Annotated in this window: 15 protein-coding genes, 3 tRNA genes and 1 other annotated feature; all 18 genes read right to left on the bottom strand. The window is 51.6% G+C overall.

The window, feature by feature from the left end:
- Nucleotides 1–15: 15 nt before the first annotated feature.
- The gene (locus LZ11_RS00935; protein WP_246110661.1) at nt 16–318 is read right to left on the bottom strand and encodes an ArsR/SmtB family transcription factor; all 303 of its coding nucleotides are present in this window, start codon (nt 316–318) and stop codon (nt 16–18) included.
- 2 nt (nt 319–320) lie between these two features.
- Complete coding sequence (locus tag LZ11_RS00930; RefSeq protein ID WP_148865768.1) at nt 321–1,700, bottom strand: radical SAM protein; 1,380 nt, start codon at nt 1,698–1,700, stop codon at nt 321–323.
- Between the two features lie 97 nt (nt 1,701–1,797).
- A complete protein-coding gene (locus tag LZ11_RS00925; protein ID WP_148865767.1) occupies nt 1,798–2,244 on the bottom strand; it encodes a DMT family transporter in 447 nt (148 codons plus the stop codon).
- Between the two features lie 160 nt (nt 2,245–2,404).
- The gene (gene ftsH, locus LZ11_RS00920; protein ID WP_148865765.1) at nt 2,405–4,228 is read right to left on the bottom strand and encodes an ATP-dependent zinc metalloprotease FtsH; all 1,824 of its coding nucleotides are present in this window, start codon (nt 4,226–4,228) and stop codon (nt 2,405–2,407) included.
- Between the two features lie 61 nt (nt 4,229–4,289).
- Nucleotides 4,290–4,841 (bottom strand): hypoxanthine phosphoribosyltransferase, encoded by a 552-nt coding sequence (gene hpt, locus LZ11_RS00915; RefSeq protein ID WP_148865763.1) that lies wholly within the window; start codon nt 4,839–4,841, stop codon nt 4,290–4,292.
- The gene (gene tilS / locus LZ11_RS00910; RefSeq protein ID WP_148865761.1) at nt 4,835–6,250 is read right to left on the bottom strand and encodes a tRNA lysidine(34) synthetase TilS; all 1,416 of its coding nucleotides are present in this window, start codon (nt 6,248–6,250) and stop codon (nt 4,835–4,837) included. The genes hpt and tilS overlap by 7 nt, the downstream gene beginning before the upstream one ends.
- A 140-nt stretch (nt 6,251–6,390) precedes the next feature.
- Nucleotides 6,391–8,706, bottom strand: a complete 2,316-nt coding sequence (spoIIE, locus tag LZ11_RS00905; protein ID WP_170240247.1) for a stage II sporulation protein E — start codon at nt 8,704–8,706, stop codon at nt 6,391–6,393.
- Between the two features lie 148 nt (nt 8,707–8,854).
- A tRNA-Glu gene (locus LZ11_RS00900) sits at nt 8,855–8,929 on the bottom strand.
- A 10-nt stretch (nt 8,930–8,939) separates the two neighbouring features.
- Nucleotides 8,940–9,016, bottom strand: a tRNA-Met gene (locus LZ11_RS00895).
- A gap of 15 nt (nt 9,017–9,031) precedes the next feature.
- Nucleotides 9,032–9,108 (bottom strand) — tRNA-Met (locus tag LZ11_RS00890).
- Between the two features lie 115 nt (nt 9,109–9,223).
- On the bottom strand, nt 9,224–9,601 hold the full coding sequence (gene rplL / locus LZ11_RS00885) for a 50S ribosomal protein L7/L12 (RefSeq protein WP_148865757.1): 378 nt from the start codon (nt 9,599–9,601) through the stop codon (nt 9,224–9,226).
- A 140-nt stretch (nt 9,602–9,741) separates the two neighbouring features.
- Nucleotides 9,742–10,260 (bottom strand): 50S ribosomal protein L10, encoded by a 519-nt coding sequence (gene rplJ / locus LZ11_RS00880; protein WP_148865755.1) that lies wholly within the window; start codon nt 10,258–10,260, stop codon nt 9,742–9,744.
- 13 nt (nt 10,261–10,273) lie between these two features.
- Nucleotides 10,274–10,404, bottom strand: a sequence feature (ribosomal protein L10 leader region).
- Between the two features lie 64 nt (nt 10,405–10,468).
- On the bottom strand, nt 10,469–11,170 hold the full coding sequence (gene rplA, locus LZ11_RS00875; protein ID WP_148865753.1) for a 50S ribosomal protein L1: 702 nt from the start codon (nt 11,168–11,170) through the stop codon (nt 10,469–10,471).
- 51 nt (nt 11,171–11,221) lie between these two features.
- Nucleotides 11,222–11,647 carry a 50S ribosomal protein L11 gene (gene rplK, locus LZ11_RS00870; protein WP_148865752.1) on the bottom strand — a complete coding sequence of 142 codons (426 nt, stop codon included), beginning with the start codon at nt 11,645–11,647 and terminating at the stop codon, nt 11,222–11,224.
- A 21-nt stretch (nt 11,648–11,668) separates the two neighbouring features.
- Nucleotides 11,669–12,193 carry a transcription termination/antitermination protein NusG gene (gene nusG, locus LZ11_RS00865; RefSeq protein WP_148865750.1) on the bottom strand — a complete coding sequence of 175 codons (525 nt, stop codon included), beginning with the start codon at nt 12,191–12,193 and terminating at the stop codon, nt 11,669–11,671.
- Between the two features lie 31 nt (nt 12,194–12,224).
- The gene (gene secE, locus LZ11_RS00860) at nt 12,225–12,431 is read right to left on the bottom strand and encodes a preprotein translocase subunit SecE (protein WP_148865748.1); all 207 of its coding nucleotides are present in this window, start codon (nt 12,429–12,431) and stop codon (nt 12,225–12,227) included.
- A gap of 30 nt (nt 12,432–12,461) precedes the next feature.
- Nucleotides 12,462–12,611, bottom strand: coding sequence for a 50S ribosomal protein L33 (gene rpmG, locus LZ11_RS00855; RefSeq protein WP_148865746.1), 150 nt, complete (start codon nt 12,609–12,611; stop codon nt 12,462–12,464).
- A 147-nt stretch (nt 12,612–12,758) separates the two neighbouring features.
- A complete protein-coding gene (tuf, locus tag LZ11_RS00850; protein WP_148865744.1) occupies nt 12,759–13,961 on the bottom strand; it encodes an elongation factor Tu in 1,203 nt (400 codons plus the stop codon).

Genomic DNA, 13,961 nt, shown 5'->3' with positions numbered 1-13,961 from the left:
AAAGGGAAGCCCGGCTCACGCGCCTTCCAGGGCTTCCCTTCTCATCACCGCGAGCATGTCCTCAAGTTTTGTAAGAAAATCGGCAATAGCACTGCTGCTCAAGCTGTAATAAACGTATTTCCCCTCCTGGCGGCTTTTTATTATGCCGCTTATTTTCAGCAACCTCAGGTGCCCGGAAATATTGGACTGGGTGGCTCCCAATTCCTGGACCAGCTGGCTTACGGTCTTTTCTCTTTCTCTTAAAGCTTCCACAATTCTCAATCTGGTCCTGTCGGCGAGGCTTTCTAAAAACTGCACTTTGGATTCCGTCAGATTCAATGTCAATCAGTTCCCTCCCTACAAGCGGCTTCGTCTACCCGTTTATTATTATCATACCAGATTTTGTCCGCAATTTCACCCCATTTTTCGGCGTAGGGCTTCAATTTTTCAGCAAATTCCGCAGCCGTTTCGTTGGCCGTAAGCTGGGTGCTGTAGGCCCCGCTTTCCTCCACTATTTCCTTCAGCATCTGGGGATTGTCTATCAGGGGGCACGGCCTCCTCATGTTCATGTTGAAGGGCTGCCGCTTCTGATACGCCTTCATCAGAGGTGAACATAGAGCCTCCTTAAGGCTCACGTTCTTGATGTTACACGTAGAATAATGCACAAAAGCGCAGGGCTCCACTTCTCCCTGGGCGTTTATGTGAAGGTATCTGCGGCCCCCGGCTATGCAGCCGTTAGAAACCTCGCCATCGTTCCAGAAATCTACTATCAATATGGGTTTGGTCTTCCTGTACTCCAGAATCCTGTCGTAAATGTAGGCCCTCTGTTCCGGCGTTGCCATCATGTCCAGGTCCACGTCCTTGCCGATGGGGATGTACGTAAAGTACCAGGCGAAGGTCACGCCTTTATCCACCAGCATATCTACGAATTCTGGGCTGGCCAGCTCTTCGGTATTATGTCTCGTATAAGTGACGGATACCCCGTATACAAGGCCGGCTTCTCTCATTTTATCCATGGCTTCCATTACCTTCCTGAAAACGCCCTTACCCCGCCGCCGGTCCGTGGTTTCCTCGAACCCTTCTATGCTGAAGGCAAGAATTAAGTTCCCCACCCGCTGCATGTCTTCGATCAGTTCATCATTCACCAGGGTGCCGTTGGTGAAGAGGTGGAATACCATGGAACTGTGTTTCTCGGCAAGTTTTAATATATCGTCCTTCCTCAGCAGGGGTTCGCCGCCGGACATCGTTATAAAGAATATGCCAAGTTCCTGAGCTTCCGTGCATATCCTGTCAAGCTGTTCGTAACTGAGCTCTTCTCTTTTCTGGTAGTCCCCGGCCCAGCACCCGGTACAGTTAAGGTTACATCTTTCCGTCGGGTCCACCAGCAGCGCCCACGGAACCGAGCAGCCCAGTTTTTTCGCCATTTCCATCTGCTTGGGCACCCCGAGGAAGCTTGCATTCACGAAAAAGTTCACGGCCAATTTCTGCTTGACGTTGGGATGCGTCCCGGTGAGTAGCCTTTCCGCCAGTCTGTACCAGTTGGTTTCCTTGTTTTGCAGGAATCTTTTTGCCGAAGCTACATTTTTCCTGTGATGTTCGGGCATGGGAATTTTTTCCACCCATTCAATCATCTTTTCCAAATTATTTATCGGTTCATTCAACAGAAATTTGATGCCCTGCTCCAGTACCTTTTCTCCCAGGTAAGTCCTGGCAAGATCCATATTGAGACCCCCCTCCGGAAATTAATTATATCTACATATAATGATATGTTTGATTTTATTATATGTTTTCCGGAAAATATTGTCAAGTTTTCTCCCATCAATTAAGTAACAGCTTAGCCCCTATTGACAACAGGACTAAGCCCAGAAACCGCATCCACGTGAAGGGCATTTTTTCAAGACCGAAAAAACCGAAATGGTCCAGGAGGCAGGCAGTCAGTACCTGGCCTACGATGATAGCGGTAGTGGCCACGGCTGCCCCCAGCCTGGGTATGCTCATCACCACGGCGTACGTGATCAGAACACCTATAGCACCGCCCAGGTAATCGTACCATGGCACTCGGGTGTAATTGACCCAGGTACTCTTGCCGGCACCTGAAAGGATAACCGCCGTCATTATCAGGGTCGCCGTAAGATGGACGATAAAAGTAGCTCCCGAAAGTCCTATGGCCCTGCTCACCACTGAGTTCATGGAACCCTGGACGGCCATGAAAACCCCTGCCATAATTGCAACGATAAGAAAAAACAGATCTCCAGAAATGTTCAACCGGACCACCTTCCCGCTCAGATAAAATACTGTTACGGTATATTTTGGCAGTGTAACTTATGAGGGCATCTGCCATATATATTTTATAATTTCACCCATTCCGATTTGTATTCCAAAATAAATAGACCCACCACGATGGGTGAGTCTATTCGATGTCTTTTCAGGCGCTGGCGAAAACTTCGAGAAATTCCTCTTCCGTGAGCTTCTCGCGTTCCAGCAGGGCTTCCGCCACCTTGTGGAGCTTATTTATATTTTCGCTGAGCAGAGTTTTCGCTTTGCTGTAGCATTTGTCTATGATGCTGCGCACTTCCTTGTCTATCGCTGCAGCCACCTCTTCGCTGTAGTTTCTGCCCCTGGCCAGGTCCCTGCCCAGGAATACCTCTTCCTGTTTATGGCCCAGGGTCATGGGACCCAGAGTTTCGCTCATGCCGTATTCCATAACCATCCTGCGGGCTATGTCCGTAGCCCGTTCCAGGTCGTTCTGGGCGCCGGTGCTCACTTCCTGCAGCACCAATTCTTCGGATGCTCTGCCGCCCAGGAGATGGGTCACATGGTCCAGCAGTTCGCTTTTACCCATGAAGAAACGGTCTTCTTTCGGGAGTATCAGTGTATAACCTCCCGCCCTTCCCCTGGGGATGATGGATACTTCGTGAACCGGGTCCACGTTGGGCAGGAGCTGCGCCACCACTGCGTGGCCCGCCTCGTGGTAGGCCACCAGGCGCCTTTCCCGCTCGGTCATGATGCGGCTCTTTTTCTCCGGTCCAGCTATCACCTTTGTAATGGCCTCTTCCAGCTCTTCCATGTTGATTTTTTTCTTGTTCCTGCGGGCAGCCAGAAGCGCCGCCTCATTCACCAGGTTTTCCAGGTCGGCTCCCGTAAATCCCGGGGTTCTCCGGGCCAGCACCGCCAAATCAACATCATCGGCAAGGGGTTTGCTCCTGGCGTGGACCTTCAGGATCTCTTCCCTGCCCTTGACGTCCGGGCGGTCCACCACCACCTGGCGGTCGAACCTGCCGGGCCTCAAAAGCGCCGGATCCAGGATATCCGGCCTGTTGGTGGCAGCAATTATTATGATGCCCTCATTTACAGTAAAACCGTCCATTTCGACGAGGAGCTGGTTTAACGTCTGTTCCCTTTCGTCGTGACCGCCGCCCAGGCCCGCTCCCCTCTGCCTGCCGACAGCGTCGATCTCATCGATGAAAACGATGCACGGAGCGTTTTTCTTGGCCTGCTCGAATAGATCCCTAACCCTGGCAGCGCCAACGCCGACGAACATCTCCACAAAATCCGAGCCGCTTATGCTGAAGAAGGGGACGCCTGCTTCTCCGGCCACGGCTCGGGCCAGCAGGGTTTTGCCGGTACCGGGGGGACCGACCAGAAGCACTCCCTTGGGTATTCTCGCCCCCATCTCTATAAATTTCTTGGGGTGTTTCAAAAACTCCACGACTTCCTGAAGTTCTTCCTTGGCCTCATCCACACCCGCTACGTCCTTAAAGGTCACCCTCCTCTTGTCATCGGTGAGGAGCCTGGCCCTGCTCCTGCCGAAGCTCATCACCCTGCTTCCTCCGCCCTGGCTCTGCTGCATTATGAAGAACCAGGCGCCGACGAAGAGCAATGCCATCAAAACCGAGGGCAGTATCTGGGACCACCAGGGCACTGCCGGCACCGGTTGCGCGATGAGGATAAGTTCTCCCCTGTCTATCCTGGGCTGAATCCTCTCGATAAATACCGTTTTATCGGGGACATAGCTCGAGAATTTACGCCCGTCTTTCAAAGTGCCCTCTATATTGCTGTCCATCATTTTGATTTCTCTGACCTGGCCTTTATCGATCATCTGGATAAGCTCTGTATAGCCCACCCTGGCCTGGATTTCGTTCTTAGTAGAGTACCACTGGACTAGGGATAAAATCAGAATGAATATCAGCAGGTAGAAACTGGCGTTGCGAAAAAAATTGTTCAAAACTGCTCCTCCCTTCAAGAGCATGAATAATTCCCCTGATATTCTATCATAATATTATAATATTTGCAAAACCCCCAAACCTTCACTATTCCCCTGCAGGTTTTACGGCTTCCGGCTTTAAAATGCCTATAAAGGGGAGGTTCCTGTATTTTTCGTTGTAATCCAGGCCGTACCCCACGACGAAAAAGTCGGGTATCTCAAAGCCCAGGTAGTCCACCTTTATGTCCACCTTGCGCCTGCTGGGCTTGTCGAGCAGCGTGCAGATCTTTATGCTGGCGGGCTTCCTGGACTTAAGCATGCTGTAAAGGTAGCTTAGTGTAAGACCCGAATCGATGATGTCCTCTACTATGAGAATGTTTTTACCCTCGATATCCTCATCCAGATCCTTTAATATTCTAACAACTCCCGAAGACTTGGTTGATGCGCCGTAACTGGATACCGCCATGAAATCCACCTGAACCGGGAGCTGTATGTGCCTTATGAGGTCCGCAATGAAAAGCACTGCTCCCTTTAAAACTCCCACCACAAGCACATCGTCCTTGTCTTTGTAATCCCGGGTTATTTTTCCCCCGAGCTCCCTGAGTTTATTTTTTATTTCTTCCTCCGTTATCAATACTTCCTTTATGTCTTCTAACACGTCGACTCCTCCTGAATCCCATTTTGTCTTTGTATTTCCAGCACCAGGATTTTTTTCGTATCCCCGGTGACCTTGAACCTGTCGTCGATCCTCATGCCGCCGACCCAGAGTATCCGGTCTCCTGCCACGACAAGAGGCACCCGGTCCCTCTCCCCGGCGGGTATTTTGTTATCCACAAAAAAGTCCTGGAGTTTCTTCGAAAACCGGCTCCCGAAGGGAATGAACCGGTCTCCCGGCCGCCGGTTCCTTACAGCTAAATTTCCTTTTATTTTACCATAATCCAAATATGCCATCAAGGGATTGGCTTTAAAGGCAATCCCTCCCTTGTTTTCAATAATCCGGGCGGTAACGGCCGCACCCGCTTCAGGAACCTGTATTTTCCCCGGCACCGGAAGTTCGTAATAAAAATCGGCCGCTGCCGGGGGATCGCCCCTGTAAATGTAAAAGTATTCGTAGCTTTTTTCTCCGGTAAGGCCGCGGGGCAGATTGAGCCTGCTGCCGGTTGGTTTTTCCGCAATAAATTCCACGGCCATTCTGGCGTGCCGGTACTCGAAGTCCTTCAGGTCCCCCAAAATTTCCTCCACGGCCTTTCTCACTACCCTGTACCTGAGGGCCTCGTGAAGCTCATTGAATTTCTTTAAATCTATCATCACCCCGCCCGGCATTGCTCTGACGACCCGGGCAAAGGCCTCGTCCGTCAGTTTCCCCAGGAGGGAAATGTCCGCGGATGCAATTTCGGAAAGTCTTTTCAGCGAAGCCGAAAGGTGGGGGCAGTACTCCCTTTTTATGAGCGGGATCAACTCCAGCCTCAGCTTATTCCTGTAGTAATAAGTTTGAAGGTTAGTGCTGTCTATCCGGTAGGGAACACCCTCCCGCTTCAGGTACTCCTCTATGGCGGCCCTCTCCACTTCAATAAGCGGGCGGATGTAGTGGTCTCTTACGGCCTCTATGCCCGTCAGCCCCTCCAGACCTGTGCCCCTGAATATGTTCATAAGTATGGTTTCCTCGCGGTCGTTGCTGTTGTGGGCCAGCGCCACCTTTCCGGCTCCGATTTCCCTCCTGACCCTCTCGAAAAAGGCGTACCTTACCCGGCGCGCTGCATCTTCAGGCGACAGTCCGGTCTTTTTTATATAGTCGGGCACGTCCACCTTTTCACCGTAATACGGCAACCCCCATTTCCCGGCCAGGTCCCTTACAAAGGCTTCATCTTCATCCGACTCTGCACCGCGAAAGCAGTGGTTGAGATGCGCCACCGCCAGGCTGATGTCGAACTCTTCCCGGTGACGGAGCAGCAGGTGCAGGAGGCATACCGAATCCGGCCCTCCCGAGACGCCGACCAGCACCCTGTCGCCCCTTTGCAGCATTCGGTATTTGTTTACCGTATCTTTGAATACGCTGATAATGTCCATACCCACCCACCGTGAAATCTAACAGCAGGTGAAAGACCGGTACCTGCCGTTTGATCTAGTGAATCCATTATTTTAAATGATATCAGAACCGCCCTTCAAACACAAGCCGCCGGCGCTAAAATTAAAAGGGCCTTGCGGCCCTATCGATACTGCTGGTGCCATATCCTGCCCACCAGCACCGTCATGTCGTCTCTTACGGTTTTTTTCTTTTCCCTCACCTTTTCCAGTATCATGTTGGCGAGTTCCTGGGGGTTGGTGGTGTTGGTCGCCGCCAGGAATTCTATCATCTCGGCTTCCTTATCCTCTCCGTCCGAGAAGGAATCCAGCGCGCCGTCGCTCAACAGCACAATCATGTCACCCGGTTTAAGGCGCTTTTTCACGCTGCTCGCCGTTATGCTGTCGACAATCCCGACGGGCAGTGAACCTCCTTTTACAGTATCCACCAGCTTACCCCGCTTGATGAACCCGGTCACCGCCCCGGCCTTTATGAACTCCACCTGGCCCGAATAGGTATCTATCAGAGCCAGGTCCAGGGTGGAAAAACTATCGTCGTTCCTTGCAACCTGCATGGCGGAATTCAGAATGTCCAGAGCCGTCTTATGGTCGTAACCGGCTTCCAGGAGCTCTTCCAGGATGGAAAGGGTTCGCTCGCTCTCCTGCCTGGCCTTTTCCCCGACTCCCATACCATCGCTGATAGCGAGCATAAATTTACCGTTTTCAAGTTCCATAAACGAGAAACAGTCGCCGGAGACTTCGGCACCTTCTTTGGGAACGCTGACTACGCCTACGGTCACCCTGTAGATGCCCGCGGGTACCACTTTAAGCCTGCACCTGGTGCTCCCGCTTTTAAGCGGGCATTCCACGATCTTGATCGCCGCACCGGCGCCCAGGGCCTCTGCCACGCAGGAGGGTATACTGCTCTCGCACTGGCGGCCGCCTATGCAGGGTCCCTTCACTATATTGACCTGCAGCCTGTCCGCCTGTTTCACGCTGTAGACGTGTTCAACTCTTATACCCATTTCCGAAAGCCTGTTTTTTATCTTTTCTTCGATGCCGGAGCCGGCGCTCTCGGGGAATGCTCCATCGGCCAGGGCTCTTATAATGCCGGCCGTTTCTTTGTATTTTTTAAGAACCATCTCCTGGTGGCTCCTTACTATAGAATCCATCTGGAGTTCCAGGCTCCTGACATAGTTCATGTCTCTTATCAGTTTCCTTATTTCCTCGGTTCTCCCGCAGCGGCCTTTGAAAAGCCTTGGCATACCATCGCGCGAGGTATCTCTCTCGCACTTCATCAATTCGTAGAAGGCCCGGACCGTGGCCTTGAACTCCCTTTCCCAGCAGGTCTTCTGAAGTCCGCATTCGCAGCATATCTCGCTTCTGGCCTTCTGGTAAACCCTTGTAAAATAGCCCGGGTGGTTTTCCTCCTTCAGCGGGAGGGTTAAAGCTCCCGCCAGATTTTCAAAGAGTCTGGCGAGCTCGTAAAGCTTGTCCCGGAATATTTCGCGCCTGTTAATCAGATCCTCCTCGCTGCTATCGCTCGAAAAGTACTCGGCCGCCTTTCGCAAGACACCGGACGGCAGCAGCGCAAAAGCCACGAGAGCCATGGCCAGCGAGGAAACTTGAATTGCTACTTTTCCAATGGAGCCCGCATAAAGGTTAAAAATCATGTATCCCAGTATAAATCCTGCTATCGTGCCGTACTTGCCCAGCCGGTGAAAAGCTCCTGCTACAAGCCCCGCAAACGCCATGATTCCCGCCGACCAGGGTGCTACCGCAGCAGGAGATCCCATCATGCCCATTACGGCACCCGCCACGGCCCCGGCTCCGGAACCTGTCGCAAAGGCCGCGACCAGGATAACAAGAACGCTCAGGGCTTCTTTTATGCTGAGGCCATACGGTTCCCACAGCCCGGCGAACCTGAGGATCGCACCCGTTATAAGTATGAGGCACAGGCTCTTTTCGATCCTCGTAGTCCGGGTTCTGAATACGCCGGGAAGGCCGAAGGGTATAATGTAAGTCATAACCAGGGCCAGCGCAGCTTCGAGGAAAACCAGAATATAATCGTATAAGCTAGTCCCTTTTATAGAAAAAATTAAAAGCCCCGGCGCGGTCAGAGATGCCAGAATACTGCCGCCGATTAATAGGTCTTTATTGGCGACCCTATTTTCCAGCATATAGTAAATCGCAGTAAAAAGGATTATCGACGCCGCATACCTTATCGCTGTGAAGTCACGGGTAGCGGTTAGGGTTCCGAAAAGAGCCGCCAGCCCTATCGAAAAAAACCTGCCGCGGTACAGTGCGGCCGCAGCCGTTATGGAAATCCCTAGGGGATAAATACCCATGACCGGCGCCCTCCCGAAGATAAAGGCTATGATGTGAATCAGGAAGCTGTCGGGAGTCAAAGACACCGGCGGGACGGCGAGTCCGGGTCTATTCAACCGGGTTTTATTTATCACTTCCATCACCTACCGCACATTTTGGTAGGCTTTATTATACAACCTGAGTATAATAAAAATTGTCAATACGACGGTGTCGAGTAAAAAAATCGTTAGACAAAAAAAAATAAAAGTCGCGGCCCGCGACTTTTTTATCCTTAAAATAAAATGGTGACCCTGAGGGGAGTCGAACCCCTGTTACCGCCTTGAAAGAGCGGTGTCTTAACCACTTGACCACAGGGCCACTAAAAGTATGGTAGCGGCGCAGGGATTTGAACCCCGGACACTGCGGGTATGAACCGCATGCTCTAGCCACCTGAGCTACGCCGCCATATTTTCGCTTTTTTGGTGGCGGGGGCTGGATTTGAACCAGCGACCTCCGGGTTATGAGCCCGACGAGCTACCAGACTGCTCCACCCCGCGTCGTAATTTCGCAATGCATTTTATATTTTATAATAAAAAGCTTCTTTCGTCAAGGGTTTCCCATTAAAAAGTGCCGCGGGCACGCCCTGGGGCGCGCCCGCAAATTTTAGGCCTTTTACTTTATCTCGACAGTAGCACCGACTTCGGCAAGTTTCGCCTTGATCTGCTCGGCTTCTTCCTTGCTGACCTTTTCCTTTACGGGTTTCGGGGCTCCGTCTACCAGGTCTTTGGCTTCCTTCAGCCCGAGGCCTGTAATCTCTCTCACAACCTTGATTACCTTGATCTTTTCGGCGCCGGGGTTGGCCAGGATTACGTCAAATTCGGTCTGTTCGGGAGCTGCAGCCTCGGCGGCACCGGGAGCAGCCGGACCGGCAGCCACGGCCACCGGAGCGGCGGCGGTTACGCCGAATTTTTCCTGAAGCGCTTTCACCAGTTCGGAAAGCTCGAGAACGGTCATATTCTCTATAGCAGCAATGATTTCATCTTTTGTCATTTTTTTACATCCTCCTCGAATTTTTTATTTGTAATTTCTTTGATTCACTGCAAAATCCCTTCGCTTATTGGCAGACAACAATCCGGCACCCGGCTGTTACACTGCCATAATGATCTTGCAGTGAACCTTTTTCCAAATAATTAAGAAGCCTTTTTGTCCTGAATGGCCTGCAGGGTGTACACCAGATCGCGAATGGGCCCCTGCAGGACCCATACGATACCGAAGAGAGGCGACTGGATAGCTCCCACGGTCTTGGCAATGAGCTCTTCCTTCGGGGGAAGCTTTGCCAGCTGCTCAACCATGGCCTTGTCGGCCACACGGCCTTCCACGACGCCGGCTTTTATCTCAAGCTGCTTATGGTCTTTAGCGAAGTCCACCAGCACCTTGGCCGGAGCAACCGGGTCGCTGAACCCGAAAGCCACCGCCGTAGGACCCTCTAAGTACTCATCCAGGTTGTAATCGAAATCCTTAATCGCCAGTTTAGTGAGGGTATTCTTTACTACCTTGTATTCGACACCCTGCTCCCTTAATTTTCTGCGGAGTTCGGTTATTTCCCCCACATTGAGGCCTTTGTAGTCGGTCAATATGGCTGCCCTGGCCCTGCTGAACTTATCCTTCAGCTCGGCGACCAGCTGCTGTTTTTCCTCTCTGGTTCCCACCTTCTCACCTCCTTAAGCAAACTTAAAAGGCCTTTCTGCAGAGGTACAGAAAGGCCCTGTATTCGACTTCATACATTGCCTTCGCCTCGGTAGGATATTAAGCCTTCCGGCACCTACTGTCTGCAGCGAATGTGCTCTTTATTTCACCGCAAACTACATCATGGGCGGCGAAATAGATCTATATTCAATTATAGAATTATTTTCCCCACTACTTTTTTTCCACTACTTTCATCGGATTTATTTTAATCCCCGGACCCATGGTACTGGAGATTACCACGCTCTTTATATACGTTCCTTTGGCAGCGGCGGGTTTCGCCTTTATTATGGACTCCATCAGAGCCGTGAAGTTATCCAGCAATTTATCGGGGCCGAAAGATTTCTTGCCTATGGGAGCGTGTACTATACCGGTTTTGTCGACGCGGTATTCGATCTTGCCTGCTTTTATCTCCTTTACGGCCTTGCCCACGTCGAAGGTGACGGTCCCGGCTTTGGGGTTGGGCATCAGGCCCTTCGGGCCCAGTATGCGGCCCAGCTTACCCACAGCGCCCATCATGTCCGGTGTGGCCACTGCCACATCAAAGTCCAGAAATCCACCCTCAATTTTGGCGATCAGGTCTTCGGCACCTACGTAGTCAGCGCCCGCCTGTTCGGCTTCCGTGGCCTTCTCACCCTTTGCAAACACCAGCACTCTGGCGGTTTTGCCTGTACCGTGGGGAAGCACCACCGTGCTCCTTACCTGCTGGTCGGCATGGCGCGGGTCGACGCCGAGCCTCACGGCTACTTCAATAGTCTCGTCGAATTTTTTATTGGCGGTCTGGATGGCCAGTTCTACGGCTTCCCTGGGCTCATATAGCCTGGTCTTATCCACTAACTTCAATGCTTCAAGATAGCTCTTACTTCTCTTTGCCATTTTTCTCCCTCCTGTGGTATTGCCGGAAATAAAATTCCTCCCACATGGTCCTTACTCGACCACGGTAATGCCCATGCTGCGGGCTGTACCCTCTATCATCTTCATGGCCGCTTCGATGCTGGCGGCATTCAGATCCTTCATCTTCAGCTCGGCAATTTCCCTTATGTCTTTCTTGGTAACCTTACCCACCTTGTTCTTGTTGGGTTCTCCGGAACCCTTTTCAACGCCGGCGGCTTTCATGAGCAGCACCGATGCCGGCGGTGTCTTTAGGATAAAGCTGAAAGATCTATCCTGGTATACGGTCAACTCCACCGGAATTATGAGACCGGCCTGAGCTGCGGTTTTCTCGTTGAACTCCTTGCAGAAGTTCATTATGTTTATACCCGTCGGACCCAGGGCAGGACCTACCGGAGGAGCAGGTGTAGCTTTTCCAGCGGGGATCTGGAGCTTTACTACTGCTATTACCTTTTTGGCCATACTTGCACCTCCTCGCAAATATTATATTTTTTCCACCTGATTAAAGTCAAGTTCGATGGGTGTTTCCCGCCCAAACATGGATATAAGGACCTTTACTTTCTGTTTTTCCTGGTTTATCTCGAGCACCTTGCCCACAAAGTTCTCGAAGGGTCCTGAAACGACCTTCACATTCTGGTTGACATCCACGTCAATCCTGGGTTTGGGCTCCTCTATACCCATCTGCTTCAAAATCGCCTTTACTTCCGATTCCTGCAGCGGGATGGGCTTATTCCCGGTGCCCACAAATCCCGTGACTCCGGGAGTGTTCCTAACCACGTGCCAGGAATCGTCGGTAACGATCATCTCTACAAGAACGTATCCCGGAAATATCTTGCGCTGGGTTACCTTCTTTTTGCCGTTTTTTATCTCGACTTCCTCCTCCACGGGAACCAGCACCCGGAAGATCTTGTCCTGCATTCCCATGGACTCCACGCGCTTTTCCAGGTTTGCTTTTACCTTGTTTTCGTAGCCTGAATAAGTATGGATTACGTACCAGTTTTTAGACATATCCTTACAAGGGGTGAGACCCCGCCCTCCCTTACCGGAGAATCATCTTCAGTATATTGACCAGAATGCTGTCAACTATCCATATAAATCCGCTGACCAGGGCTACGGATACAAGTACAACGATCGTGTACGATACCAGTTCATCCCTGGTAGGCCAGGTTACCTTTTTCAGTTCCGACCTGACTTCTTTAATAAATCTGCTGCTTCTTTTTAAGAAACCTTCGCCGCCGGCTGCCATTAAGCATTATCCCCCTCAAAAGGAATCATTTTATTTTGTCTCTTTGTGCAGGGTGTGACGCCCGCAGAACTTGCAGTACTTTTTGAGTTCCAGTCGATCCGGGTCGTTTTTCTTGTTCTTTTCTGTATGGTAATTCCTGTGCTTGCATTCAGTGCACTCCAGCACTATGTTTACCCTCATCCGGAACACCTCCTACCCCTTTAAGCTCAGTGCATTCCGAGTATACAGTCAGTCACTTAAATCAATTTATCATAATTCGTTTTTATTGTCAATAAAAAGCCAAAAATTAAGGGGAATCTCCCGATTCCCCTTAATTTCTCCCTTTATTTATTCGATTATCTCGGTCACCACACCGGCCCCCACGGTCCTGCCACCCTCGCGGATAGCAAAGCGAAGGCCTTCTTCTATCGCTATGGGAGATATAAGCTCGATCTCCATCACCACGTTGTCCCCCGGCATCACCATCTCGGTGCCCTCGGGCAGTTTTATTACTCCCGTAACATCGGTGGTCCTGAAATAGAACTGCGGCCTGTATCCGTTGAAAAACGGTGTGTGCCTGCCCCCTTCTTCCTTCTTCAATACGTATACCTGTCCCTTGAATTTGGTGTGCGGATGGATGGATCCGGGTTTGGCTATTACCATGCCCCTCTCTACTTCGTCCCTGTCGACTCCCCTCAAGAGGGCTCCGATGTTGTCTCCGGCTACCGCCTGGTCCAGGATCTTCCTGAACATTTCTACACCCGTCACTACGGTCTTCTTCTTCTCGGGGTTCAATCCCACTATCTCTACTTCGTCGCCTACTTTCAGGGTGCCCCTCTCTACTCTCCCGGTCACTACGGTGCCGCGCCCGGTTATGGTGAATACGTCTTCGATCGGCATGAGGAAGGGTTTGTCGGCGTCACGCTCCGGTGTCGGTATATATTCGTCTACGGCGTCCATGAGCTGCCATATCTTCCCGCACCATTCGCAGTCCCTCTTGCCGCATCCGCATTCCAGCGCCTTTAATGCCGAGCCGGCCACTACGGGTATCTCGTCGCCGGGAAATTCGTAGGAGGACAGGAGTTCTCTTACTTCCATTTCGACCAGTTCCAAAAGTTCGGGGTCATCTACCATGTCAACTTTGTTCATGAAGACTACGATGTAGGGTACGCCTACCTGCCTGGCAAGCAGTATGTGTTCCCTGGTCTGGGGCATGGGTCCGTCCGCCGCCGATACTACCAGGATGGCTCCGTCCATCTGGGCGGCTCCGGTGATCATGTTCTTTACGTAGTCGGCGTGACCCGGGCAGTCCACGTGGGCATAGTGCCTGTTCTCGGTCTCGTATTCCACGTGGGCCGTCGCTATGGTTATTCCGCGTTCCCTCTCTTCGGGAGCTTTGTCTATCTGGTCGTATGCTACGAAGTTGGCAAACCCTGTGGTAGAAAGGCACCGCGTGATCGCCGCCGTCAGGGTGGTCTTTCCGTGGTCTACGTGGCCTATCGTGCCTACGTTAACGTGAGGCTTCTTCCTCTCAAATTTTTGCTTTGCCAT

The sequence above is a fragment of the Thermosediminibacter litoriperuensis genome (assembly GCF_008124715.1).
GTDB lineage: Bacteria > Bacillota > Thermosediminibacteria > Thermosediminibacterales > Thermosediminibacteraceae > Thermosediminibacter > Thermosediminibacter litoriperuensis.
This window is presented reverse-complemented; position numbering and strand designations above follow the sequence as displayed.